Annotated in this window: 20 protein-coding genes; 10 read left to right on the top strand and 10 right to left on the bottom strand. The window is 63.6% G+C overall.

All coding sequences use genetic code 11. The annotated features are described in order from the left end of the window. Nucleotides 1–45: 45 nt before the first annotated feature. Complete coding sequence (locus EI983_RS15940) at nucleotides 46–825, top strand: HTD2 family dehydratase (protein WP_246162212.1); 780 nt, start codon at nucleotides 46–48, stop codon at nucleotides 823–825. Between the two features lie 30 nt (nucleotides 826–855). On the opposite strand, the gene EI983_RS15935 is transcribed toward EI983_RS15940, so the two are convergent. Beyond that, nucleotides 856–1,887: an NAD(P)/FAD-dependent oxidoreductase gene (locus EI983_RS15935; protein ID WP_157708340.1), complete on the bottom strand. Its 1,032-nt coding sequence runs from the start codon at nucleotides 1,885–1,887 to the stop codon at nucleotides 856–858. Between the two features lie 63 nt (nucleotides 1,888–1,950). Between EI983_RS15935 and mnmC2 the strand changes: the two genes are divergently transcribed. From mnmC2 to EI983_RS15915, 4 genes are all read left to right on the top strand, one after another. Further along, on the top strand, nucleotides 1,951–2,628 hold the full coding sequence (gene mnmC2, locus EI983_RS15930; RefSeq protein ID WP_157708339.1) for a tRNA (5-methylaminomethyl-2-thiouridine)(34)-methyltransferase MnmC2: 678 nt from the start codon (nucleotides 1,951–1,953) through the stop codon (nucleotides 2,626–2,628). Continuing rightward, a complete protein-coding gene (locus EI983_RS15925; RefSeq protein WP_157708338.1) occupies nucleotides 2,625–3,497 on the top strand; it encodes a DMT family transporter in 873 nt (290 codons plus the stop codon). The genes mnmC2 and EI983_RS15925 overlap by 4 nt, the downstream gene beginning before the upstream one ends. Nucleotides 3,498–3,574: 77 nt before the next feature. Continuing rightward, nucleotides 3,575–3,940, top strand: a complete 366-nt coding sequence (locus EI983_RS15920; protein ID WP_157708337.1) for a hypothetical protein — start codon at nucleotides 3,575–3,577, stop codon at nucleotides 3,938–3,940. Between the two features lie 67 nt (nucleotides 3,941–4,007). After that, a complete protein-coding gene (locus EI983_RS15915; protein WP_157708336.1) occupies nucleotides 4,008–5,150 on the top strand; it encodes a transporter family protein in 1,143 nt (380 codons plus the stop codon). Between the two features lie 7 nt (nucleotides 5,151–5,157). On the opposite strand, the gene EI983_RS15910 is transcribed toward EI983_RS15915, so the two are convergent. Next, a complete protein-coding gene (locus EI983_RS15910; RefSeq protein WP_157708335.1) occupies nucleotides 5,158–7,173 on the bottom strand; it encodes a lytic transglycosylase domain-containing protein in 2,016 nt (671 codons plus the stop codon). A 166-nt stretch (nucleotides 7,174–7,339) separates the two neighbouring features. Here EI983_RS15910 and dapA point away from each other — a divergent pair, with 166 nt between their 5' ends. Both dapA and EI983_RS15900 read left to right on the top strand, forming a co-directional pair. Continuing rightward, entirely contained in the window at nucleotides 7,340–8,215 is an 876-nt protein-coding gene (dapA, locus tag EI983_RS15905; RefSeq protein ID WP_157708334.1) for a 4-hydroxy-tetrahydrodipicolinate synthase, read from the top strand. Between the two features lie 115 nt (nucleotides 8,216–8,330). Then, nucleotides 8,331–8,747, top strand: coding sequence for a VOC family protein (locus EI983_RS15900; protein ID WP_157708333.1), 417 nt, complete (start codon nucleotides 8,331–8,333; stop codon nucleotides 8,745–8,747). On the opposite strand, the gene EI983_RS15895 is transcribed toward EI983_RS15900, so the two are convergent. From EI983_RS15895 to EI983_RS15860, 8 genes are all read right to left on the bottom strand, one after another. Further along, a complete protein-coding gene (locus EI983_RS15895; protein WP_157708332.1) occupies nucleotides 8,738–10,423 on the bottom strand; it encodes a Na/Pi cotransporter family protein in 1,686 nt (561 codons plus the stop codon). The genes EI983_RS15900 and EI983_RS15895 overlap by 10 nt on opposite strands. A gap of 253 nt (nucleotides 10,424–10,676) precedes the next feature. Next, nucleotides 10,677–11,687, bottom strand: a complete 1,011-nt coding sequence (locus tag EI983_RS15890) for an ABC transporter ATP-binding protein (protein ID WP_157708331.1) — start codon at nucleotides 11,685–11,687, stop codon at nucleotides 10,677–10,679. Further along, nucleotides 11,684–12,682 carry an ABC transporter ATP-binding protein gene (locus EI983_RS15885; RefSeq protein WP_198389320.1) on the bottom strand — a complete coding sequence of 333 codons (999 nt, stop codon included), beginning with the start codon at nucleotides 12,680–12,682 and terminating at the stop codon, nucleotides 11,684–11,686. The genes EI983_RS15890 and EI983_RS15885 overlap by 4 nt, the downstream gene beginning before the upstream one ends. Then, the gene (locus tag EI983_RS15880) at nucleotides 12,679–13,845 is read right to left on the bottom strand and encodes an ABC transporter permease (protein WP_157708330.1); all 1,167 of its coding nucleotides are present in this window, start codon (nucleotides 13,843–13,845) and stop codon (nucleotides 12,679–12,681) included. Before EI983_RS15880 ends, EI983_RS15885 begins: the two co-directional genes overlap by 4 nt. Nucleotides 13,846–13,850: 5 nt before the next feature. Next, a complete protein-coding gene (locus EI983_RS15875) occupies nucleotides 13,851–14,858 on the bottom strand; it encodes an ABC transporter permease (RefSeq protein ID WP_157708329.1) in 1,008 nt (335 codons plus the stop codon). Nucleotides 14,859–14,973: 115 nt separating this feature from the next. Then, nucleotides 14,974–17,013, bottom strand: a complete 2,040-nt coding sequence (locus EI983_RS15870) for an ABC transporter substrate-binding protein (RefSeq protein ID WP_157708328.1) — start codon at nucleotides 17,011–17,013, stop codon at nucleotides 14,974–14,976. A 265-nt stretch (nucleotides 17,014–17,278) separates the two neighbouring features. Further along, entirely contained in the window at nucleotides 17,279–18,817 is a 1,539-nt protein-coding gene (locus tag EI983_RS15865; protein WP_157708327.1) for a sulfatase-like hydrolase/transferase, read from the bottom strand. Between the two features lie 258 nt (nucleotides 18,818–19,075). Continuing rightward, on the bottom strand, nucleotides 19,076–19,936 hold the full coding sequence (locus EI983_RS15860) for a LysR substrate-binding domain-containing protein (RefSeq protein WP_157708326.1): 861 nt from the start codon (nucleotides 19,934–19,936) through the stop codon (nucleotides 19,076–19,078). Nucleotides 19,937–20,045: 109 nt separating this feature from the next. On the opposite strand from EI983_RS15860, the gene EI983_RS15855 reads away from it, so the two are divergent. From EI983_RS15855 to phnY, 3 genes are read left to right on the top strand one after another with little or no spacing between them, the layout of a single operon-like run. Beyond that, nucleotides 20,046–21,233, top strand: coding sequence for a 2-aminoethylphosphonate--pyruvate transaminase (locus EI983_RS15855; RefSeq protein WP_157708325.1), 1,188 nt, complete (start codon nucleotides 20,046–20,048; stop codon nucleotides 21,231–21,233). Between the two features lie 23 nt (nucleotides 21,234–21,256). Then, nucleotides 21,257–22,516, top strand: a complete 1,260-nt coding sequence (gene phnA / locus EI983_RS15850) for a phosphonoacetate hydrolase (protein WP_157708324.1) — start codon at nucleotides 21,257–21,259, stop codon at nucleotides 22,514–22,516. Then, the gene (phnY, locus tag EI983_RS15845; RefSeq protein WP_246162211.1) at nucleotides 22,513–23,970 is read left to right on the top strand and encodes a phosphonoacetaldehyde dehydrogenase; all 1,458 of its coding nucleotides are present in this window, start codon (nucleotides 22,513–22,515) and stop codon (nucleotides 23,968–23,970) included. Before phnA ends, phnY begins: the two co-directional genes overlap by 4 nt. Nucleotides 23,971–23,999: the final 29 nt, after the last annotated feature.

Here is a 23,999-nt window from a genome sequence, read left to right as displayed (position 1 = left end):
GTTCCTGTCGGGCGCGCGCCGTAGCTTCGCCGCATGAGCGCCGAAATGCAAATCTCCGAAGATGTGATTGATCCGGCACGGGCCGAGGCGATGATGGCGACGCTGGGCCAGCCGCGCGGTTTTGCGGCGGGCGAGGCGCTGCCGCCCTTTTTCCACCAACTGTATTTCTGGGAGCCAAAACCGCCCGGGGCATTGGGCCGCGACGGGCACCCGAAGCTTGGGGGGCTGATCCCCGATATGGGGCTGCCCCGGCGGATGTGGGCCGGGGGGCGGCTGGAGTTCGAGACCCCTTTGCGCGCGGGCCAACCCGCCCAGCGGCGCTCTGTCTGCGAGACGGCGAAGCGCAAGACCGGGCGAAGCGGGGCCCTGGGGATCGTCACACTCCGGCACGAGATCTGGCAGGACGGGCGGCGTTGCCTCACCGATTGGCAGGATCTGGTCTATCGCGAAGATCCCGACCCTGCCGCGCCCGGGCCCACCGCGCCTGTTGCGCGCACCGATGAGGCGCTGTCAGAGGCGCGCAGCTTTGACGCGACCTTGCTGTTTCGCTATTCGGCGCTGACCTTCAACGGCCATCGTATCCATTATGACCGCGACTATGCGCGTGAGTTTGAAGGCTATACCGGGCTGGTGGTGCATGGTCCTTTGCTGGCGCAGCACCTGATGCTGATGGCCGAGGCCAGGCTGGGCGGGCTTTCGCGCTTCAGCTTCCGGGCGACATCGCCGCTGATGGATTTCGAAACCGCTGAATTCTGCTGGAAGGATGGAGCGGGCTGGGTGCGGGGCCCGGATGGTCGGCAATGCATGGTGGCCGAGGCCGGGTAACCTGTCCCGCGCCCGGACCGGGGTGCCGGATCAGAGCGACGCTTCGGGGCGGAAACCCTGCGGGATGGCGTCATGACCCTCCAGCACCAGATCGGCCATGACCTGCGCCACCCCGGGCGCCATGCCAAAACCGATCTTGAAACCGCCATTGGCGATAAACTCGCCCTCACGCAGCGGATGGGACCCCAGCATCGGCGCGCGCGAGCGACTGCGCGGACGCAGCCCGGCCCAGCGTTCCATCACCCGCGCGCCATGCAGCACCGGCACGGCCTGCATCGCCGCGTCGATCACCGCGTCAAGCTGCGCATCGGTGGCTGTCGGGTCGTCGAAGTCACGCTCGCTGGTGGATCCGATCGCCACCGTGCCATCGCCATGCGGAACGATATGCACCCCACCCGCAAAGAGCTGGGGCATGTGGCGGGCCTCGAATTGCAAGAGCGCGCCTTGCCCCTTGACCGCGTTGCCCACGGTGCGGTGGTGCGCGGCGTTCAGCTCTTCCAGCCCGGCAACACCGGTGGCCCAGATCCGTTTGCCTTCTGCGGTCCCGTCCCGCGCAATCTCGCCGCCACGGCTGGCAATGGCGGCGGCCAGTGAGGCACAGGCGCGCCGCGGGTGCAGCCGGGCCGTCAGCGTGTCGTGGACAAGAAGGCCGGTTGGCGACACGGGTGCCCAGTCATGACCGCCCCCGTCCACGACCGACCAGCTGGCCTGTCCGCGCCACAGGCCCTTGGCGTTTTCTTCGCGGGCCCGCGCCAACCCGACCGCCGCCGCATCGGTCAGCGGCTGCAACCGACCAAGTCGCGCATAGCCCGGATCGATACCCGAAACCGCCTGCACATCCCGCCAGAAGTCTTCCGCGATCAGCAGGCTGTCGAGCTGAAACGCCTTCTTGTCGTTCCAGTTTTCCGGCACATGCGGGGCCAGCGCCCCGACCACACCGCCCGAGGCTCCGGCGCCCGGCCCGCCCGGGTCGATTACGCGCACCTTCGCGCCTTTGGACTGGCACGCCCAGGCGATGCTGAGGCCGAATATTCCGGCCCCCATCACGGTGACATCTGCCATTGCCAAGCGGCGCACTCCTCTGCATGGTCGCGGGTGTTCCCTGCCTGTCTAACGGAAGGCCCCATGCAGGACCAGCACGCAGAGCTTGACTGGCGGACGGGCGATGTGCCCGTCTCGACCCGGTTTGACGACCCGTATTTCAGTCTTGAAAACGGGCTGGCGGAGACGCGCCATGTTTTTCTGGCGGGTAACGGGTTGCCCGCGCGCTTTGTCGATGGCTTTCACGTGGCTGAACTGGGCTTTGGCACGGGGCTGAACCTGCTGACAACGCTGGCGGCATGGCGCGCCCAACAGGTGCCGGGTGTGCTGCGCTTTACCTCCTTCGAGGCCTACCCGATGCGCGCAGAAGAGATGATCCGCGCGCAAGCGGCATTTTCCGAACTGGCGGGTCCGGCCGATGAGCTGGCCGCGTTCTGGAGACGCGGCGCGCAGGACATTCGCCTGCCCGATCTGCATTTCACCCTGATCCATGGCGATGCGCGCGAGACGCTGAGCGCCTGGCAGGGCCGGGCCGATGCGTGGTTTCTCGACGGGTTTTCACCGGCCAAAAACCCCGAGCTTTGGGAAGCCTCGCTTATGGCCGAGGTCGCGCGCCACACCACCCCCGGAGGCACCGCTGCGACATATACGGCGGCGGGCTTCGTGCGGCGCGGGCTGGAGACGGCAGGCTTTGACGTCACCCGCGTGTCGGGCTATGGCCGCAAGCGTCACATGACCACTGCCCGAAAGCCCGGCCCATGACCGAACAGAATACGCGCCTTGGCATCCTGATGATGGTGATCACCACCTTCATCTTTGCCGTACAGGACGGCATCTCTCGCCATCTCGGGGGAGAGTATAACGTGCTGATGGTGGTGATGATCCGCTATTGGTTTTTCGCGGCCTTCGTGATCGCCGTGGCCAGCCGAAAGGCCGGGGGCATCCGCGCGGCCGCGGCCACGACGCAGCCATTCCTGCAAGGATTTCGGGCCATTCTTCTGGTGGCCGAGATTTGCGTGATGATCCTGGGCTTCACCCTTCTGGGGCTGATCGAAACACACGTGGTCTTTGCCTGTTATCCACTTCTGATCGCGGCCCTGTCCGGCCCGATCCTGGGAGAGCATGTGGGCTGGCGCCGCTGGGCGGCCATCGGAGTGGGTTTCGTCGGGGTGATTATCATCCTGGAGCCCGGGTTCGGCGTGTTTCAGCCCGAGGCGGTGGTGCCTCTGATGGCGGCGCTGATGTTTGCCGTCTATGGCCTGCTTACGCGCTATGTGGCCCGGAAGGATTCGGCGGCGACAAGCTTTTTCTGGACCGGAACGGTCGGCAGCGTGGCGATGACGGCGGTCGGGATCTGGTTCTGGGAACCGATGATCGCGTCTGACTGGGTGTGGATGGGGGCACTTTGTATCACCGGCGCGCTGGGGCATTATACGCTGATCAAATGTTACGAGGTGGCCGAGGCCAGCGCGGTACAGCCCTTTGCCTATCTGCAACTGGTCTTTGCCAGCGCGGTGGGCATTACCGTCTTCAACGAAACCATCCGCCTCAACGTGGCGCTCGGCGCGGCCCTGGTCGTGGCGGCGGGGCTGTTCACGCTCTGGCGTCAGCGGGTCCGCAGCAAGGGCTGATCTCAGGTGGATGATTTGACGCAGCGACCTGCGCTCTGACTGATGTTTGAATGCCGGCAGAATACAGTTACGGGCCCATGAAACATCCACGCATCTTCCACAGCCTGTTCTGCCTGGCCCTTGTGCTGGTGCTGTCGCTGCGTGTGGTGGCGGCCCCGTTCATCATGGCCTCGCCCGCGCCCGGAATCATGGCGATCTGCGCGGGCGGCGAGATCATCTATATCTCGATGGAAGATGGCCAGCCCGTTGACGATGACAGCGGGTTCGATGCCGAACCGTGCCCGTTCTTCGGTATCATGTCGATGCTGGCCGATGTGCATCCGCCAGATCCGGCCCCGGTTTCTCTTTCCGTGCTGGAGGCACGCCCCCTCGCCGGGCACAACCTGCCCTCCGGTGTCATCCCATCGGCCTATCGGTCTCGCGCGCCTCCCGCACTGGTCTGACCTTTCTTCACCTTGAATTCAGAACACAGGGCCGCCTGACCGGCAGGCCCGAACGAGAGACGTGACAATGACACTTAAAAAACTGACCGCCCTCTGCCTTGGCGCAGGGCTGGCGATGAGCGCGCCTGTGGCCCTGGCGGGCGACAAGATGACCGGCGATATGACCCATCAGACTAATATGGATCACAAGGCCATGGGCCATGGCGGCATGGGTCATGCGATGCATGCACATGGTCCGATCGGTGTGATGGGGCGGCACCTTTTGCCGAAAGGAAAGGTCATGCTTGGCTATCGCTTTGGCCATATGTCCATGGACGGACTGCGCCTTGGCACCAGTGATCTGACCGCCGATCAGGCTGCGACCACCCAGCCCAATCGCTTTGCCGGTATGCCGGGCATGCCGCCGACGCTTCGGGTTATTCCCGACAGTATGACCACCGAAATGCATATGATCAGCGCGATGTATGGGCTGAGCGACAATGTGACCGTGATGGCCATGGTGCCCTATATCGAAAAGGACATGACCGCGATCACCTATCAGGGGCCGGTTGGCACGACCGTACTCGGCACGTCAAAGCGCCATTCGGAAGGGCTGGGTGACATCCGGATCGGGGCCACGATGGGATTGCTGACAAAAGGCCCGCACAGGCTCAACGCCACGCTGGGGCTGAGCCTGCCGACGGGATCGATCACCGAAACCGGTCAGATGTTCACACCCATGGGGATGCGCCCCACACGGCGGCTTGGTTATGCGATGCAGCTTGGCTCGGGCACCTATGACCTGCGTCCCGCGCTGACCTACCAGGCCAGCAAGGGGGCGATCAGTTATGGCGCACAACTGCGCGGGACAATCAGGCTTGGGTCCAATGACGAGGGGTATTCGCTGGGGGATGAGATCGCGGCAACCGCCTGGGTCAGCTACAGGGCCGCCCCCTGGGTGAGCCTCTCGGGCCGGGCCGAGGCCGCGCGCCTTGGCCGGATCGACGGGATCGATGTCAATATTGGCGGGGCATCGCCGGGGGCGGACCCGCTTAGCTATGGCGGCGACCGGGTGACGCTCTTTGCCGGGGCTGATTTCAGCCCGCAGCAGGGGCTGCTCAAGGGCCACAAGTTTGGCGTGGAGCTGGGCGTGCCGGTCTATCAGGATCTCAACGGGCCGATGCTCAAGACCGATTGGATGCTGGGCCTCGCCTGGCGCACATCCTTCTGATCTGGCCTCACTCTCCGGGGGCCAGGGGGCGCGGTTCGATGCTGCGCCCCGTCAGCTCTGCGCTGAACGGCTGCGGCAGCGGATCCTTGCCCAGACGCGCGCGATAGACCGGCAGGCTTTCCGAGACCCGCATCACGTAGTTCCGCGTTTCCCGGAAAGGGATATGTTCGATCCAGTCGACGATATTGGTGTCATCCGCGCGGCTGCCGCGCGGGTCTCCGAACGTCTCCATCCAGCGTGGCGGGCGGGCCGGGCCTGCATTATAGGCGGCTGAAATCATGACGATATTCCCGTCAAACTGCTCTGCCATCTGGGCCAGGTACTCCGCGCCCAGCGTGGCGTTATAGGTCCAGTCGGACAGCACCCGGGACGGATCGTGCTCAAGGCCCAGATCCCGTGCCACATCGCGCGCGGTGCCGGGCATCACCTGCATCAGACCCTGCGCGCCCGCGCCGCTGACCACATCCGGGTCAAACTCGCTTTCGCGGCGGGCAATGGCCAAAGCCAGCTCCTCGGGAACAGGCAGTGTCATTTCGGTCAGCGGGTGCAGTGGATAATACGCCCCATGCAGCACGATCCCGCGCTGTGCGGCGCCCTTGCCCAGCATCACCAGCAGATGCGCGGCCCCCAGCTCTTCCAGCAGCGCCGCGAGTTGACCAAGCTGCGCGCGCGGCAGCGTGTCGGCCATATGGCGCACGAAGCGTTCGGCCTTGTTCCGGTCGCCCATGGCAAAGGACAGAACCATCGCCTCCACGGCACTGGATTGCGCCAGAGGCCCTTCTTTTATTGACGAAAACCGCTCCTGACCGGACAGCTCAGGGTCCACGGGCAGTCCCGCGCGTTCGGCGGCCAGAAGGCCATAGAAACTCGTCTGATGCTTCGCCCCTTCGGCATAGGCAAGCTGGGCGGCTTCGGCATCTCCCAATGCCTCTTGGGCGCGGCCGATCCAGTACCCGGCGCGGCCCAGCGAAATGGGCGAGCCAACCGCGGCGCGGAACCGCTGGAAATGGTCCAGGGCCAGTTCCGGTTCTTTCAGGTAGGTCAGGGCGAGATAGCCTGACAGCCATTCGAGATCGGAATAGGAGGATCCTTCGACCAACTGGTGCAGGGCGGCCAGTTCATAGGCCACGGCGGGGTTGCCCTCGCGCATCTGAGCGCGGGCCAGGGCGCGGCGCCAGCTGGCCCATTTCTCGGGCTGGCCGAGGCCGTTCTCCAGACGACTTTGCTTTAATAACAAAGCGATAGCGGCGTCTGCGTCGGATTTTACAAATCGGTTGAACTGCCCATAGGCGATCCCGGCGTCGGTACGCAAAGCCTCGGGCAGGGCCTCAATCGCCTCGTTCAGCCCCGAACCGCCGGATTTGGCCAGTTGCCGCGCCGCGATCAGATTGCGCCTGGTCTCGCTGACCAGGGGAAGCATCAGCTCCACATCCTTCAGCCCGCGCCACCAGGCCATGTCGAGCCGTGCCTCGTGATGCGGTTTGAGCAAAGGTTCATGCGCTGCCAGAAACGCGTTGTGTTCCTCGGTGCTCAGGTCAAAGGACCGCCAGGCCAGGACGAGGCTGGCCTCTGCATCGCCCTGTTGGCCGATGGTGCTGAGCGCCGCGGCATGGGCGAGAACCCCGGCGCCGGTCTGGGGTGGCTCGAAGCGAAAAAACTCAAGAATATCAGTTTGATCCGCTTCATCCACCTTGGTTTCGGCCTGCTTGCGAAGGTAATCCCGCGCGGGCCAGTCGGGATGCGCATTGGTGAAATCCATGATCTCGCGCAGGGTGCCGAACCCGGCCAGAAGCCAGTACCAGTCAATCATCTGGCTGGCGGCCGGACCGTCGCGCGCGGCAAGCTCGCGGGCCACGTCCCAGCGGCCCTCGCGCATGGCATGAAGCGCGGAGGCGAGGGGGCGCGGGGCGATACGGGGCGGCGGCTCGGGCAGAATCAGCGTCGCTGTGCCGGGCGGAGACTGCGCGCCTGCGGCGACCGCAGAGCACAAAAACCCCAATAAAACAGCGAGCCGGCGCAACATCTCTTGCAATTCCGCTTAACCAAAGAGTAGACAACGCCAACCTAGGGGCGCACCTGTCAGCCGTCCATGCACAAACATGGCATCTGGGCGGCTTCCCGCTTGGCGCAGCACCTGGGGATCATCAGGCCGATTGGCCTAAGCCATTGAAACGAAAGAGGAGTGTATCATGTTCAAAGGATCTTTTCCTGCCCTGGTCACACCGTTCAAGAACGGTGAGCTGGACCTCGATACGCTCAAGAAACTCGTGGAATGGCATATCGGGGAAGGTTCGCACGGGCTGGTCCCTGTGGGCACGACCGGTGAAAGCCCGACGCTGAGCCATGAAGAGCATGAGACGGTGGTCGAGGAAGTGGTGCGTGCCGCCGCCGGCCGGATCCCTGTCATTGCCGGGGCTGGATCGAATAACACCTTGGAATCCATGCGGTTTATGCAGCATGCCGAGAAGGTGGGCGCCAACGCGGCGCTGGTGGTGACGCCCTATTACAACAAGCCCACCCAGCGCGGGTTGATTGCCCATTACACGGCGCTGCACGATTGCTGTGAGCTGCCGATCATCATCTACAACATTCCCGGCCGCTCGGTCGTGGATATGAGCCCCGAGACCATGGGCGAGCTGGCCAAGCTGCCGCGGATTGTCGGGGTCAAGGATGCCACCGGCGATCTGGCCCGGGTCAGCCATCAGCGCATGACTTGTGGCAAGGATTTCATACAGTTATCCGGAGAGGATGCCACCGCCCATGGGTTCAACGCCCAAGGCGGCGTGGGGGTGATCTCGGTCACGGCGAACGTGGCGCCCAAGCTTGTGGCACAGGTGCAGGAGGCCACGCTGGAAGGCGATTACGCCCGCGCGCTGGAGCTTCAGGACAAGCTGATGCCGCTGCACAAGGCGATCTTTACCGAGCCGGGGCTGGTGGGCGCGAAATACGCCATGTCCAAGCTGGGGCTGTGCAGCGAGGAAGTGCGTTCACCGCTGACCGGACTGAGCGACGGCACCAAGGTGCTGGTCGAAGATGCGATGCGCTTTGCCGGGTTGATGAATTAAGCGTTAACGTAGAGAATTTTGTACGTTTTGTACAAAATCACCCCCTGTTTTGTACAAAACGCGGCAGGGGGATTGACAGGGTTTTGCCGAAGATCCCGGCAGAGGAGCGGACGCCATGAAACTGAAACTGCATCACGTCAATCTGGCCACGGAAAACGTGGCCCGGATGGAGGCGTTCTATCGCGATGTGATGGGGTTGGAGCCGCCGGTCTCGGACCTGCCCAATCTGGAGAAGGGCAAGGGCTATGCCGGGGATGTGGCCTTTGTCAGCGACGGGCATATTCAGACCCACCTTGCGCAGCGCGACGTGATGGCCGGGTTCAAGACGGGCCAGATCGTCAACCCGGTGTCGACGGGCCATATCGCCTATCGCACCGATGACCTCGCCGCGTTCAAGGCGCATCTGGACGCCCAGGGCATTCCCTATTCGGATTGGGCACATGCCGCCGTGACGGGGTGGCACCAGATCTTTTTCTATGACCCCGATGGCAATGTCATCGAGGTGCATGAGGTGCAGGGCGATCAGGCCTGACGTTCGGCCTTGGGCAGATCGTCGATCAGGCGGGTTTCGAGCAGCTGACCGTTGGCGTAGAGGATCGGGAAGGCCACGGCCGAGATATGGTTGTTGAATTCGCGGAAGGCCATCAGCGTCTCAAGGTGGATGTCTGAGGTTTCGATGCTTTCCTGCATCCCCTGTTGCAGCCGTTTGAGGTGGCGCTTGCGGCTGGTGCGTTCGGCGCGTTTGAGCTCGGACTTTTCCTGACTGAGCAGCCGCGCGCTTTCCAGATCGTCGGAGACGAGCACGTTGCCGGCCAGTTTTTGATTGGCCACGATGCGGCGGTGCAGGGCGGCGATCTCGGCCCAGCCTTCGGCGCTGAACTGGGCGCCGGTCTGGTGCAGCTCTTCGGCGAGCGTGGTGAAACGGCGGGTGATCAGATCGCCCGCGCTTTCGAGAGCGATGGCATAGTCCACCATGTCGCGGGCGGCCCGGCGCTCGGATTTCTGCCAGCTTCCGGGGGTGATGGAGGCAACGTAGTCGCGGATATTCGACAGGCAGTCATTGACCTGATCATCCGCCCGTCGCAGGGCGCGGATGCGGGTCGGGTCGCCGGTGTCGTAGATCTGCAGCACCGGGGCGAACATCGCCTCGACCAGCCCGTTCATCCGCAATAGTTCGCGTTTGAGGCAGGCCAGCGCCAGGGTCGGCTGATCGAGCATGTCGGGATCGAGCGCCGAGACGGGCTCGGCGATGGGGGCGAGGCCGGGCAGGGTGGTGTCCGGCTCGGGCATGAGGCGTTGCGCCGCGCGCTCCACCAGAGGCAGGATCGGCAGGGTCAGAAGAAGCAGGGCCGCGTTGAAGCTGACATGCACGGCGATGAGCAGTCCGGCGCCGCCGCGCGCGTGCAGCAGATCGCCCAGCGGCAGCAGGTTGACCGCGAGCAGGGCGAGAAGCGCCCAGCCGCCGCGCAGGATGGCGTTGGCCCAGGGCACGCGCCGCGCCGGGGTCGTCAGGCCACGCGAGAGCCAGACCGGAATGAGCGCGCCGCCCAGATTGGCGCCGAGCAGGAGAGAGATGCCCGCGGCAAAGGGGATCGCCCCGATCTGAACCAGGGTCACGCACATCAGGATCGCCGCGACCGAGGAATGCATGACAAAGGCCAGTGCTGCGCCCACCAGGAAGGCGGTGACGAAATCGGCGGCGAGGTAATTGGCGATGGCGGGCAGGAAGGCGCTGTCGCGGATGGGGTCCATCGCCTCGCGCAGGAACTGGAGCGCGATCAGGATGAAGGCCACGCCCATCAGGATACGCCCCATCTGGCGCCAGTGGCGCTGGGTCGATTTGATGAAGAGCGTGCCGCCAATGGCGAGCAGGACCGGGATCAGCCAGGCCAGATCGAGCGAGAGGATGCGGATCACGATGGCCGAGCCGAGATCGCCGCCCAGCACCACGGCCAGCGCGGTGGTGAAGCCCAGAAGCCCGTTGCCGACAAACCCGGCCGAGAGCAGCGTGACCGCTGCCGAGCTTTGCAGAACGATGGCCAGCATCACCCCGATGAGGGCCGCGCGCGGTGGCCACCGGTTTTGCGTGAGCAGCACCTGGAAGCGGTCGCCATAGCTGCGCTCGATGCCCGTGCGCACCATCCGCACGGCGAAGAGCAGGAGCATCGTCGCCCCGGCGAGATGAATGAGGAAGCTGAGAATGGGCATCTAGGGGTGCTCGATTTATGGCCCGGTGGCGGTGGTTGATCTGAGAGTATAGGGGTTGAGTTGCACAATAACAAACATAAACACACATTTTGTTGCAAATTCGACAGGATCAGGCCGTCTCATGCCCCCTGTCCCGGGCGCGCCCGCCCGCCCACCCCGCGCCCGGAACAGGGGGCGGCGGGATTGGCGATGGGGTGCTGCGGGTGAGCCGTGTATTTTGAGTATTTACGCCAGCAAGAGGCCAGGGGCGGGGTCAGAGCGCGTGTTGCTCCATCAGTTCGACCCAGCGGTGGCAGGCGACCTCGTGACCGGTGCCATCGGCATGTTCCAGCTTCGGTTCTTCCACCTTGCAGCGGTCCACGGCGAAGGGGCAGCGGGTGTGGAACTTGCAGCCCGGCGGCTGATTGGTGGGGGAGGGAATTTCGCCTTCGAGTTTCTGGGCCGATTTGGTGTCATCGGGGTCGAGCGACGGGATCGCCGAGAACAGCGCCTTGGTATAGGGGTGGCGCGGGGCCTCGAAGAGCTGCCGGGTGGGGGCGCTTTCGACGAGGCGGCCGAGATACATCACCGCGACGTGGTCGCAGGTATGGGCGACCACGGAGAGATCGTGGGAGATGAACATGAAGGTGATGCCGAGGTCGCGCTGAAGCTCTTTCAGCAGGTTCAGCACGTCAGCCTGAATGGACACATCCAGGGCGGCGACGCTTTCATCGGCCACCACGAATTTCGGCCCGGACACGAGGGCGCGGGCGATCGAGATACGCTGACGCTGGCCGCCGGAGAAGGCATGCGGGAAGCGGCGCAGGTGTTCGAGGTTGAGTCGGCATTTGGCGGCGATCTCGCGCACGCGGGCGTCGGTTTCCTCGCGGGTCTTGGTGAGGCCCATGACTTCGAGCGGCTCGGCGATGATGTCGCGCACGGTCATGCGCGGGGAGAGCGCGGCGTAAGGGTCCTGAAAGATGAGCTGGGCGCGTTTGCGGTAATCCTTGAGATCGGCGCCGTCGAGCGTGGTCAGGTCATAGCTGACCTCGCCATCGGTGTAGGAGGCGGAGCCTTCGGTGATCGGGACCGCCTTGAGAAAGGCGCGGCCCAGGGTGGTCTTGCCCGAGCCGCTTTCGCCGACGAGGCCGAAGAACGAGCCGCGCTCGATATCCACGTCGACGCCGTTGACGGCCTTGAGCACACGTTTGTCAAACAGCCCCTTGCCGATCTGGAAGCCCACGGAGAGGCCACGGGCGGAGATGAGAATATTGTCGTCGCTCATGCCACGCCCTCCTCTGTGTAGATGTGACAGCAGACGCGGTGCACCGGGTCGATCCGCAGGTCAGGGGGGATCTGGGAGTAGCACTGAACGCCGACGATCTTGGAGCAGCGGGTGTTGAAAACGCAGCCGCGCGGGCGCTCCAGCGGTGAGGGGATATCGCCCGGCACCGGGGTGAGCGGGCTGTCGAGATCGTCGAGCTTGGGCAGGGCCGCGATGAGACCCTGGGTATAGGGGTGGCGGGGGTCGCGGATGACCTCGCGCACCGGCCCCTTTTCGATCAGGCGGCCGAGATACATGACCGAGACGTAATCGCAGGTCTGCGCCACGACGCCGAGATCATGGGTGATGAAGATGATGCCCATGTCGAACTCTTTGACCAGGTCGTGCATGAGGTCGATCACCTGGGCCTGGATCGTCACGTCGAGCGCCGTGGTGGGTTCGTCCGCGATCAGCAGGCGCGGATTGGTCGACAGCGCCATGGCGATCATGGCGCGCTGGCGCATCCCGCCCGAGAGCTCGAACGCGTATTGGTCGACGCGCTTGTGCGGGTCGGAGATGCCCACCCGGTCGAGCATCTCGATGGAGCGGTCGCGGGCCTGTTTCTTGGTCATGTCGGAATGCAGCTGAAGCTGTTCGATCATCTGCGTGCCGATGGTCATGGCCGGCGCGAAGCTGGCCATGGGTTCCTGGAAGATCATCGAGATCGCCCCGCCGCGGATCACCGTCATGTCGGAAGGTTTGCGCAAGCTCAGCACGTCGATATCGCCATTATCGGTGTGCAGGATGATCTTGCTTTCAGGCGCGTAGACGGCGTTCTTGGCGTTGAGATGCATCAGCGCCTTGGCGGTCACGGATTTGCCCGAGCCGCTTTCGCCGACAAGGCCCATCACCTCGCCCTTGCGGACGCGGAAGGACACATCCTCCACCGCGGTGATCAGGCCCTCGTCGGTGCGGAATTGCAGCGTGAGGTTCTGGACTGTGATCAGGTCGCTCATTTGTGGCTATCCGAATAGGGGTCGGCCGCGTCGCGCAGCCCGTCGCCGACAAAGACGAAGGCCATCACGAGGGCGATGAAGAAGATGACGGGAATGAAATACCACTGGTAGTTCAGCAGCACGTCGGCGCTGGTCACGTTTTGCAGCATGACGCCGAGAGAGTTGACCGGGTCCTTCAGGCCGAGGCCGATGAAGCTGAGCGCGGTCTCGGAGAGCACCATGTAGGGAAAGGAGATGACCAGATCGACGATGATGTAGCTGGTGAAACTGGGCAGCAGGTGACGGCGGATCACATGGCCCGCGGGCGCGCCACAAAGCTGGGCGGCCAGCACGTATTCCTGATTGCGTTCGGTCAGAAGGTGCGTGCGCACCCGCCGGGCCAGGGTGGGCCAGCCGATGAAGCCCAGGATGAGTGATATGTAGAAGAACCTGGCCTCGGCCGTCATTTCGGGCGGCATGAAGGCGGCGACGGCCATGAAAAGCGGTATCGGGGGCACCGTTCGGACGGCATCGGTGATCATCTGGATGATACTGTCGATCCAGCCGCCGTAATAGCCCGACACGCCGCCGATGATCAGCGCCAGCACGAAGGCGATGAACACGCCGATGGTGCCGACCTGCATCGAGGTCCAGATGGCATGCAGCGTGCGCGAGAAGATATCCTTGCCCGACGCATCGGTGCCGAAGAGATGCACGAAGCCGCCTTCGGCCTTGGTGCCGAAAAGATGCGTGTCCATCGGGATAAAGCCGAAGAGCTTGTAATCCCAGCCTTCGACGAAGAAATGGACATAGACGCGCTTGTCTTCGTTGACCTGGGTCACCCAGCGGAAATTGGTTGCCATGGAGCGTTCACGCTCGACCGCGTGGACGAAGGGGCGCAGGGAACAGCCGTTCTTGTCGCAGAACTGCGGGATCTGGGGGGCGCCGTTGGTATAGTCCTTGTTCTTGCCCGCGATGGTGGGATCGTAGGGCGACAGGAACGGCGCGAAGATGCCCGACAGGATCAGCACCAACAGCACGCTGGCGGCGATCATGGCGGCGCGCTGTTTCTTGAAACGGGCCCAGATGAGCTGACCCTGTGAGGCGGTGAAATAGGCCTCTTTCGCCTTCTGGTCCTCGGCTGACAGCGGGGTGTTGATCTGGGGATCGGTCTGGCTTGTCATGTCGGTTACCTCAGGATGCTCTTGCGGACGCGCGGATCGAGCACCGCGAGCAGGACGTCGGTCAAAAAGTTCAGCGTCACGATGGAGGCCGTGAGCAGGAAGATGATGGCGCCGGCAAGCTGCTGGTCATTGGAGCGCGCCAGCGCTTCGAGAAGCAGATAGCCCGCGTCGGTCAGGATCAGGATCAGGGCCACGACGGGCAGCTCGTTGAAGATGCGGTTGAGGTCGAAGCCAAGCGAGTTGACGATCGGCCCCAGCGCGTGCCGGGCCGGGTAGCGCCACAGCAGGCGGCGGCCATAGACCCCGCGCGCGGCGGCGGCGGTCACGTAAAGCTTACCGATCTCATCCGACATCAGCGCGCGCACGGTTTGCAGGGCAAAGGCCGTGGCCGACCAGCCGAGGATGAAGATGGGCAGCCAGGCGTGTTTCATCAGGTCCACGATCTTGTCCCAGCTCCAGGGCGCATCGCGGTATTCGCTGGAGAACAGGCCGGTCAGCGTCTCACCGAAATAGACGGTGCCGATCAGCATGATCATCAGCGCCAGAAGGAAGTTGGGCATGGCGAGCCCGAGATAGGAGAAGAGCCGCAGCCCGTTGTTGAGCGCGGCGTTGCTGGAGGCAGCCGCGATGATGCCCACCGGGATGGCGATGGCATAGGCCAGAAGCAGCGCCGAGAGGCAGAGTGCCAGCGACAGCCAGAACTTGTCGCCCAGAAGCTGGGCAATGTTGACCCGCAGGATGCAGCTATCGCCGAAATCGCCCTGGAAGGCGCCGACGATCCACTTGCCCCAGCGTTCGAGGAAGGGCCGGTCGAGCCCGAGGCGGATGCGTTCGGCTTCCAGCTCGTTGGCGATCTGGATCGAGGAGCCTTGGGTGTTCTTGAAGGCGAGGTAGCGTTCGGCGCAGTCGCCTGGCACCAGCTCCATGAGCGAGAACACGACGAGCGAAACGATGATCAGCGTGATCAACGCCATGACAGCGCGTGTCAGTACAAACTTGCCGAATTGCAGCATTCCCCGGGATCCCTGTCGTCCGTGAGGCGCGGGTTCGTCCCCGCGTCCTTGTGATTGGGTGTTCCGGGCGAGAGCGGTCCGCCCGGAACGAGGTCAGTCAAGCAAGCGCAAAGGCTTACTCGGAAAGCCACCACTGAGTCGCCCGGTACGGGTAGGTCCGGTAATACTCATAGCTGTGGGTCTTGAACTCGGTGAAGTTGTTCAAGTTGTTGTGGTGAATGAGCGGTGCCGGGGCATTCACGGTGCCGATGAAGAACAGGTTCTTGGTCATGTTCTCCACCAGGCGTGCGCCCAGCATCGCATATTCGTCCGAGGACTGGTCAGCCGACTGGAAGGCGTTGATGTCAGCGATGAGCTGTTTCACATCTTCCGGCGGCTCGACGCCTGCGGCGCCATCGCTGTCGACCCATTCGGCCCACAGCATGCCGTTGCGGTTGCCGAAGTAGTTCTCGAACGGCGGCACCCAGAGCTCGTTATTGCCGAGCACGATGGCCACGGGCTGACCTTTGCGCCACATCGAAACGTCGAGCTTGTTCGACGATTGCGCCGAGCGGTATTCATCCGGCGTCACTTCCTTGACGACCGACTGGATGCCCACATCGGCCCAGTACTGGCTGACCAGTTCGACGGTCTGACCGGCAATGCCCTGGGTCGAGTAGTTGAGGTTCAGCACCAGCTTGTCGCCATTGGGCAGCTCGCGGAAGCCGTCGCCATCGGTGTCGGCCATCCCGAGCTCATCGAGGCGCGCCATGGCACCGGCCTTGTCGAACTCCGCCATGTAGGTGAGCATCGCCGGATCGGCAAACTCAGGCAGGGGCGAGAAGCCGACATATTGCTGCGGCGTGCCCTGGCCGAAGAAGCCCACTTCGTTCAGCTCTGCGCGGTTGATCGCCAGCGACATCGCTTCGCGGAACTTCACGTCGCCGAAGACCTTGCGCTTTTCGGGGTCTTCATGGGTCACGTTGAAGCCGAAGGCACCAATGGTGATTTCAGGCTTGAGCTGCACCGAATAGCCGCCGCTTTCCTGGCTTTCCAGCAGGATCGGGGCCGAGGCCAGTTGCAGCGATTGCGACTTGTAGTCGACCTCGCCGTTCACGATCTTGAGGATACGCACCTCGTTGTCGTTGATATAGACCTCGTCCTGCTCCGAGATATAGGGCAGTTGCTGGCCGGTCGGGTCGACCTGGTGGAAGTAGGGGTTGGCCACGAGCTGACGGCCCTCGGTGGTGTCGCCGATATAGATGTGGCTTTCCAGCGTGGGATGCGTGTGCTTGGGCAGGCCGCCCACGAGGTCAGGCTTCGAGAGCATCGGGGTGGGCGTGTCCGTCCAGTCCGAGTTGCCGTAGTAAGCCTTGATCGCGTCATAGCCGTTTTCAAATCCGAGCGACTGCGCATAGGCGTCCGCATCGGCATTGATCGCCGGGTGGAACTGACCCAGGAAGTGCTTGGGCTGGAAGCCCTGACCAAAGTGCGTGGCGAAGTGCGCCAGAAGGCCCGGCTTGGGTGCCGGCAGGTTGAAGACGACGGTGGTCTCGTCCGGTGCATCGACGGTCATCGTTTCGCCGCCCACGGTCACGTAATCCTTGGGCTTTTCGAAGATGTTGGTGTCGAGCATCAGGTTGTCATGCCAGAACTTCACATCGGCCGAGGTGAAGGGCGCGCCGTCCGACCATTTGTGGCCCTTGCGCAGCTTGAAGGTCAGCTGGGTGAAATCGTCGTTCCATTCCCAGGACTTGGCGATGTTGGGCACGATGGTCTGAAGGTCATCGGAATAGCGCACGAGGTTGACATGGCGGACCGACAGGAAGTCGGACGTGCCGGCCTCGGTCGCGTTCGACAGCACATCGAGCGTGCCGCCATACTGGCCGATGCTGGCATAGGGCACGACGACAAGCGGCTCTTCGGGCAGGCGCTCGGCCAGCGGCGGCAGGTCGGGGTTGCCGACGATCTTGCCGTTCAGCGCCGCGATGTCGGGGTTTTCCGAAAACGCCATGGTGCAGCCCGCGGCGTCCTGGAACTCGGCCAGCTCATATTGCTGCGGGAAGGCCCCGGGGGCGACGCCCTGCATATCAGCCACGCTGATGGCGGGGCAGTTGGCATAGGCGGCTGCCGGAAGGGCCAGTAGCGCTACGCCGCTTAAAAGATACTTTTTCATAGTCTCTCCTGTTGTCGGACTTCAAACTGCGGGGTCCGTTTCCCAATGTTGTGTCTGTGGCCGGATCATAGGCCGCAAACGAATGGCTACGTTAGGGCCAGATTCCCGATCTGCAAAGACCAGTTTTCGCCCGGAACGCGTGTTAAGCTGTCCAGTGTTTCGTACCTCCCTTATCCTGCCTCGTCAGAGCATCGGCGACGGGAATGACGCCAGGCTGCCCCTGATTGCCCGGGTTTTGTGACCGGTTCATGACAGCCCGGGCGGGTCATGAAACCTGGGCCAGCCGCGTTGCGCGATCTGGCGTTTTTTGATGCCGCGGGGCGTTTTTCGGCCCATTGGGCGTGATCATCGTGTGATTGAAGCGCCCCCCGGCATGGCGCATTCTGTGGTCTAACATCGCCTGTGACAACCGCAGAATGGCCTGTTCAGCCCCCGGTTGATCGGTGATGTCACGGCTCTGCCCGGTCTCGTCCACCTCCAGCAGGAGCGATGGCAGCCCCCCGGCAAAATGCACCAGGCGCTGCGCGCCGTTGCGCAGGACGGCCAGGCTGGCCTCGGTCAGAGGCAGGTTCAGCCGGGTTTGAAGGGTGGTCGGGGTGAGCGGGTCGCCGAAGTCGAGCTCGCTGAACGTATGACTGCGCCAGCCCGCCGGGGCGGGGCCGGTGAGCAGCGGGGCGAGGCTTGTGCCATCGACCGTGTCGGGCGGCAGGTGGCCCGCCAGATCGAGAATCGTCGGCATCAGGTCCACCGATTCGGTCAGCGCCGTCTCGGTCTGGCCATGCCGGTCCGGAGCGTGCGGATCGCGGATGATCAGCGGGACGTGGTAGGCCGCGTCGTGATAGCTCATCTTGCCCCAGGCACCGTGATCGCCCAGCAATTCGGCGTGATCGGCGGTAACGATCAGCAGCGTGTCGTCATACTGGCCGCTTTCCTTCAGCCAGCTGATGATGCGGCCGATATGGTGGTCCACCTCGGTGGTGAGGCCGAGATAGAGCGCGCGCAGCTTGGCGATGTTTTCCGGGGCGTCGGGCAGGTCCGGGTGCCCGTCGAGCATGCAGGACGGGGGTTTGGTGGCCACAAGGGAGGTGTGAAACGGGTGCGCGTCGCCGCAGGGTTGCGGAGCGGGCAGCGTCGCCGGGTCATACATGCGGTTGTAGGGGGCCGGGGCGACGAGCGGCGGATGCGGGCGGATATAGGTGAGATGCGCGCACCAGCCCGCGCCCCGTGTGGCGATATCCTCAAGGAAGCGGTCGGTGAGAAAGGCGGTGTCGCTGTCCTCGGCGCGGTACATCGCCGGGTCGCAGATATCCGGCCCCTGCGCGCGGAAAATGTCGGGAAAGCCCGAGACATCATAGCCTTTTACAGCAAGATAGGCACGCCAGGGGTGCGATTGCTCCAGCCGCATTTCGACCACTTCGTGAAAGCCCGGCATGACCTCTTCATAGGAAGTGAGCGCCGGGTCATCGGGCGCGCGCCCGCGCGGGTCCTGGGCGCTGTCGGTATAGCCATAGAGCAGCGGCAGGTAGCCCGCGGCGCGCAGCTCGGTGCCAAGCGTGGGCGTGTCGGCGGGCAGGGGCGTGCCGTTGCGCACGGCGCGGTGGTTCATGGCATATTGCCCGGTCAGCATGGAGGCGCGCGAGGGCCCGCAGGGGTTGCAGACCGAGTAGTGATTGGCGAAGGTCAGCGCCTCGTCCCGCAGGGATTGCAGGTGGGGCATATCCACATGATCCGCCAGGGCGCCGGTCAGGCAATCCGCGCGAAGCTGGTCGATGACGATGAACAGAATATTGCGGCGGTGCTGCACGCGGGTGCTCTCCCTCAGACTTGGCAGAGGCAGAAAATCCAGATTCGCGGCACAGATCAAGCGGTTTGTGGAATAATGTGGGATAATGTTTGAATTTGTTTTCTTGATTTGCGCGGTTTTGAGAAACACTCAACAATTTGGCAGGAGGTGAGGCGAAGGGGCCTGCATAAGGTGCGTGCAAGCACGCACCCTACCAATCACGCCGTAGGGTGCGTGCTTGCACGCACCGTATGCCCGTCGCCGTGACGGCGCGCATCATCAGCCCTCTTCGACACTGCGCAGGAACGCGCGGATCACCGGCACGTCGGCGCGCATGCCGAGATGCACGAGCGTTTCGGTCATTTCGGCGTTCAGATCGGTGATCGGCACTTTCACCAGCCGCCTGTCCTGTCCGAACTCTGCTTCCGACACAAAGCCGAGCCCGGTGCCGGAGGCCACGACCTCGCGCATCGCCTCGCGGCCATCGACGGTGATGGTCGGGCGCAGGGGCAGGCGGCGGCGGGCGGCTTCTTCCTCGAGCGCGAGCCGCGTATGCGAGCCGGATTCGCGGAACACGAGCGGCCAGTCGCGCAGCTCGGCCAGCGTCAGCGAGGTGACGCCCCTGGGCAAAAGCCCCTTTGCGGCGATGGCAATAATCGGAGAGCGCGAAAGCTCCCGGGGGATCAGGTCCGGTGCCGGATCGAGATTGCCGACGACGCCCACCTCGGCGTCGTAGTTGCGCAGCTGGGCCAGCACTTCGGCGGTGTTGCCGGTTTGCAGAAGGACGGAGACCCGTGGATGCGCCGCCTGAAACCGGCGCAGCGCGTCGGTGACATGCAGGGCGCTGTCGGCGATGATGCGCAGCGTGCCATGCACCGAGGCGCGCGACTGGCTGAGATAATCGGCAATGGCGCCTTCCTGTTCGAAATACTGGCGGGTCAGGCGAAAGAGGCCCTCGCCGGCCTCTGTCAGGCGCACCTCGCGGCGGTCGCGGTGAAACAGAAGCGTGTCATGCGCCTGTTCCAGTTTGCGCACCTGATCCGAGAGCGCGGGCTGCGTCTGATGCAGGGCCTCGGCGGCGCGGGAAAAGCCGCCATGCAGGGCGACGTGGTGAAAGGCGCGGAGCTGGCTGTGGCGCATCGGGGGACCAGGTATCGTTTTATCTTATGGATCAATATAAAATAGAGATTTTACATATGCGAGACTTATCTGCATATCCCGTCAGAGACCCTTCCGGGAGGATGACCCCATGAGCACCGAAAAACCGCCTCTTCCTGCGCCCCGCCTTGGGGAGCCTTACCTTCTGACCCCCGGGCCGCTGACCACCGCGTATGAGGTCAAGCAGGCCATGCTGCGCGACTGGGGCAGCTGGGATGACGATTTCCGCGCCATGACGCGCGAGTTGCGCAGCCGTTTGCTGGCGCTGGTGGGTACGGGCGCGGACGCGAATGATTGCGTGCCGATCCAGGGGTCGGGCAGCTATTGCGTTGAGGCGATGCTGGGCTCTTTCGTGCCGAAGGATGGCAAGGTTCTGGTGCTGGCCAATGGCGCCTATGGGCTGCGCGCGGCGCAGACGATGGAGTATCTGGGCCGGGCCTTTACCCTGATCAACAAGGGCGATTACCTGCCCCCGCGCGGTGCCGAAGTGGCGCAGGCGCTGGCCGATGATCCGGCCATTACCCATGTTCTGGCCATTCATTGCGAGACTTCCTCGGGCATTCTGAACCCGGTGGAGGAGATCGCGGAGGCCACGCGTGCGGCGGGCCGTAAGCTTCTGATTGACAGCATGTCGGCCTTTGGCGCGGTCGAGCTCGATGCGGGCAAGCTGGGCTATACGGCGATGGTGAGCAGCGCCAACAAATGTATCGAGGGCGTGCCGGGCTTTGGCTTTGTCATTGCCCGCAAGGACGAGATCGAGGCGGCCAGGGGCAACTCGCATTCGCTGAGCCTTGATGTGCATGCGCAATGGGCGACGATGGAAAAGACCGGGCAATGGCGGTTTACCCCGCCCACGCATGTGGTCGCGGCCTTTATCGAGGCGCTCAAGGCGCACGAGGCCGAGGGCGGCGTCGAAGGGCGCGGAGCGCGCTATACCGAAAACCGCGATGTGATGGTGGCCGGGATGCGCGGCCTGGGGTTTGAGACCCTGCTGGCCGATCGCTGGCTGAGCCCTATCATCGTGACATTCTTCTGCCCCGCCGATCCGAAGTTTGAATTCGCGCGCTTTTATGAGCTGATGAAGGCGCAAGGGTTCATCATCTATCCGGGCAAGCTGACCGTGGTGGACAGTTTCCGTGTGGGCTGCATCGGGCAGATGGACGCGCATGTGATGCGCAAGGTGGTCGAGGCCGCCCGCGCCGCGCTGAAGGATATGGGGGTGGAGAGCGCCGCCCCGCCAGCCGAAGCGCTGGAAGAACGCAAGAAACTGGCCGCGTGAGGCGGCTGAAAGGACTGACTGATATGACGATTTCTACCCCTGTTGTCGCCAATGACCGCACCTATGCCGTGCCCAAGACCTGCGCGATTGCGATTTGCCTCGACGGCTGCGAGCCGGAGTACCTGGAAGTTGCCATCGCCGAGGGGCTGATGCCGAACCTCAAGGCGATGCGCGAGACCGGCACGGACCGGCTGGCGCATTCGGTGATCCCGTCCTTCACCAACCCCAACAACCTCAGCATTGCCACGGGGCGGCCGCCGGCGGTGCACGGGATCTGCGGCAACTTCCTTTATGATCCGGACACCGGCGAGGAAGTGATGATGAACGATGTGCGCTTCCTGCGCGCGCCGACGATCTTTTCGAAATATTACGAGGCGGGCGCACGGGTGGCGATGGTCACGGCCAAGGACAAGCTGCGCGCGCTTCTGGGGGCAGGGCTGAAGTTCGACGAGGATCGCGCGGTGGCGTTTTCCTCGGAACGGTCGGGCGAGACCACGAAGGCCGAGCACGGGATCGACAATGCCAGCGAATGGCTGGGCATGCCGGTGCCGGAGGTCTATTCGTCAGAGCTGAGCGAGTTCGTTTTCGCGGCGGGCGTGAAGCTCCTGAAAGAGTGGAAGCCCGATGTGATGTATCTGTCCACGACCGACTATATCCAGCACAAGTTTGCCCCTGATGAGCAGGGCGCCAAGGATTTCTATGCTATGTTCGATCGTTACCTGGGCGAGCTGGATGCCCTGGGCGCGGCCATCGTGGTGACCGCGGATCACGGCATGAAGCCCAAGCATGATGCGAATGGCGAACCGGCGGTGATCTATATGCAGGACAAGATGGATGAGTGGCTGGGCGAGGCCGCGGCGCGGGTGATCCTGCCGATCACCGATCCTTATGTGGTGCATCACGGCGCGCTGGGCTCGTTTGCCACCTGCTATCTGCCCGAGGGTGCGGACCGCGCGGAGATCATAGCAAAGGTTGCGGCCCTGCCGGAAATCCTTGAAGTGGTGGATAAGGAAACCGCGATGGAGCGGTTCGAGCTGCCGGGCGACCGGATTGGCGATATCGTGATGATCTCGACCGAGAACATGACCATCGGCACGTCGGCGCACCGGCATGATCTGGCCGCGCTCAAGGAACCGCTGCGCAGCCATGGCGGGCTGACCGAGCAGGAGGTGCCGTTCATCTGCAACCGGGTGCTGGATCTGCCGAATGCGCCCAGTTTGCGCAATTTCGACGCGTTCTACTACGCGGCGCAGGCCGCAGCGCTGGAAGAGGTGCCTGCATGAACAAGATGGCTCAGACGGAGATTCGCCGCGAAGGCATGCGCATTGGTGGCGAGGTGGTCTTTACCGACGATGTGGTTGAGGTCCTCTATCCCTATACCGAGGAGGTGGTGGGCACGGTGCCGGCAGGCGATGCGAGCCATGCGCGCCGCGCCTTTGAGATCGCGGCCAATTACAAGCCGAAGCTGAGCCGGTACGAGCGCAGCCAGATCCTGACCCGCGCGGGCGAGTTGATCGGCGAAAAGCGCGAGTGGCTGGCGAAATGGCTGACGCTGGAGCTGGGCATCTGCCACCAGCACGCGATTTACGAGACCAAGCGGGCGCAGGATGTCTATCAGTTTGCCGCGGCGCAGGCGATGAAGGATGATGGCGAGATCTTCTCCTGCGACCTGACCCATAACGGCAAGCAGCGCAAGATCTACACGATGCGAGAGCCGGTGCGCGCGATCAGCGCGATCACCCCGTTCAACCATCCGCTGAACATGGTGAGCCACAAGATCGCGCCGAGCATCGCCACGAATAACTGCATGGTCTGCAAGCCGACCGAGCTGACACCGCTGACCTGTATCGCGCTGGCGGATATCCTTTACGAGGCCGGGCTGCCGCCGGAGATGTTCCAGGTGGTCACGGGGCTGCCGGGGGATATTGGCGACGAGATGATCACCAACGACAATATCGACATCATCACCTTCACCGGTGGCGTGCCGGTTGGGATGCTGATCGCCGCGAAGGCGGGCTATAAGCGGCAGGCACTGGAGCTGGGTGGAAACGATCCGCTGATCATCTGCAATGACCTGAGTGACGCGGATCTGGACCGCGCCGCGACGATTGCGGTGGCGGGTGCGACGGGCAATTCGGGCCAGCGCTGTACCGCGATCAAGCGCATTCTGGTGCAGGAGAGCGTGGCCGATGCCTTTGTGCCGAAAGTGCTGGAAAAGGCGAAAGCGATCCGGTTCGGCGATCCGCAGGACCCGGAGACCGAGCTGGGCTGTGTGATCCATGCAGCCGCGGCGGAGCTGTTTGAAAAGCGCGTCTACATGGCCGAGGAACAGGGGGCCAAGATCCTCTATCATCCGGGCCGTCAGGGCGCCCTGCTGCCGCCCATCGTGGTGGATCACGTGCCCCATGACAGCGAACTGGTGATGGAAGAGACCTTTGGCCCGATCGTGCCCATCGTGCGGGTGCCGGACGATGATGCGGAGGTGATGCGCATCTCGAACGGCACACAGTTCGGCCTGAGCTCGGGCGTGTGCACCAACGACCTGAACCGCGCGATTGCCTATATCAACGGGCTGAACGTGGGGACCTGCAATATCTGGGAGCAGCCCGGTTACCGGATCGAGATGAGCCCGTTTGGCGGCATCAAGGATTCGGGCAACGGGGTGAAGGAAGGCGTCATCGAAGCGATGAAGTTCTTCACAAATGTCAAAACCTATTCCCTGCCCTGGCCGGGGTGAGCAGAGATTTTTCGTACGAAAAATCTTGG

Origin of the sequence: Roseovarius faecimaris (genome assembly GCF_009762325.1) — a bacterium.
Classification (GTDB): Bacteria; Pseudomonadota; Alphaproteobacteria; order Rhodobacterales; family Rhodobacteraceae; genus Roseovarius; species Roseovarius faecimaris.
This window is presented reverse-complemented; position numbering and strand designations above follow the sequence as displayed.

Excerpts from the sequence above, each read along its gene's own strand:
- EI983_RS15855 (WP_157708325.1), top strand. The coding sequence starts at position 20,046 with ATGAGCACCGAAAAACCGCCTCTTCCTGCGCCCCGCCTTGGGGAGCCT.
- EI983_RS15875 (WP_157708329.1), bottom strand. The coding sequence starts at position 14,858 with ATGCTGCAATTCGGCAAGTTTGTACTGACACGCGCTGTCATGGCGTTG.
- EI983_RS15885 (WP_198389320.1), bottom strand. The coding sequence starts at position 12,682 with ATGAGCGACCTGATCACAGTCCAGAACCTCACGCTGCAATTCCGCACC.
- phnY (WP_246162211.1), top strand. The coding sequence starts at position 22,513 with ATGAACAAGATGGCTCAGACGGAGATTCGCCGCGAAGGCATGCGCATT.
- EI983_RS15915 (WP_157708336.1), top strand. The coding sequence starts at position 4,008 with ATGACACTTAAAAAACTGACCGCCCTCTGCCTTGGCGCAGGGCTGGCG.
- EI983_RS15895 (WP_157708332.1), bottom strand. The coding sequence starts at position 10,423 with ATGCCCATTCTCAGCTTCCTCATTCATCTCGCCGGGGCGACGATGCTC.
- EI983_RS15900 (WP_157708333.1), top strand. The coding sequence starts at position 8,331 with ATGAAACTGAAACTGCATCACGTCAATCTGGCCACGGAAAACGTGGCC.
- phnA (WP_157708324.1), top strand. The coding sequence starts at position 21,257 with ATGACGATTTCTACCCCTGTTGTCGCCAATGACCGCACCTATGCCGTG.
- mnmC2 (WP_157708339.1), top strand. The coding sequence starts at position 1,951 with ATGCAGGACCAGCACGCAGAGCTTGACTGGCGGACGGGCGATGTGCCC.
- EI983_RS15860 (WP_157708326.1), bottom strand. The coding sequence starts at position 19,936 with ATGCGCCACAGCCAGCTCCGCGCCTTTCACCACGTCGCCCTGCATGGC.
- dapA (WP_157708334.1), top strand. The coding sequence starts at position 7,340 with ATGTTCAAAGGATCTTTTCCTGCCCTGGTCACACCGTTCAAGAACGGT.
- EI983_RS15940 (WP_246162212.1), top strand. The coding sequence starts at position 46 with ATGCAAATCTCCGAAGATGTGATTGATCCGGCACGGGCCGAGGCGATG.
- EI983_RS15880 (WP_157708330.1), bottom strand. The coding sequence starts at position 13,845 with ATGACAAGCCAGACCGATCCCCAGATCAACACCCCGCTGTCAGCCGAG.
- EI983_RS15920 (WP_157708337.1), top strand. The coding sequence starts at position 3,575 with ATGAAACATCCACGCATCTTCCACAGCCTGTTCTGCCTGGCCCTTGTG.
- EI983_RS15890 (WP_157708331.1), bottom strand. The coding sequence starts at position 11,687 with ATGAGCGACGACAATATTCTCATCTCCGCCCGTGGCCTCTCCGTGGGC.
- EI983_RS15910 (WP_157708335.1), bottom strand. The coding sequence starts at position 7,173 with ATGTTGCGCCGGCTCGCTGTTTTATTGGGGTTTTTGTGCTCTGCGGTC.
- EI983_RS15935 (WP_157708340.1), bottom strand. The coding sequence starts at position 1,887 with ATGGCAGATGTCACCGTGATGGGGGCCGGAATATTCGGCCTCAGCATC.
- EI983_RS15925 (WP_157708338.1), top strand. The coding sequence starts at position 2,625 with ATGACCGAACAGAATACGCGCCTTGGCATCCTGATGATGGTGATCACC.
- EI983_RS15870 (WP_157708328.1), bottom strand. The coding sequence starts at position 17,013 with ATGAAAAAGTATCTTTTAAGCGGCGTAGCGCTACTGGCCCTTCCGGCA.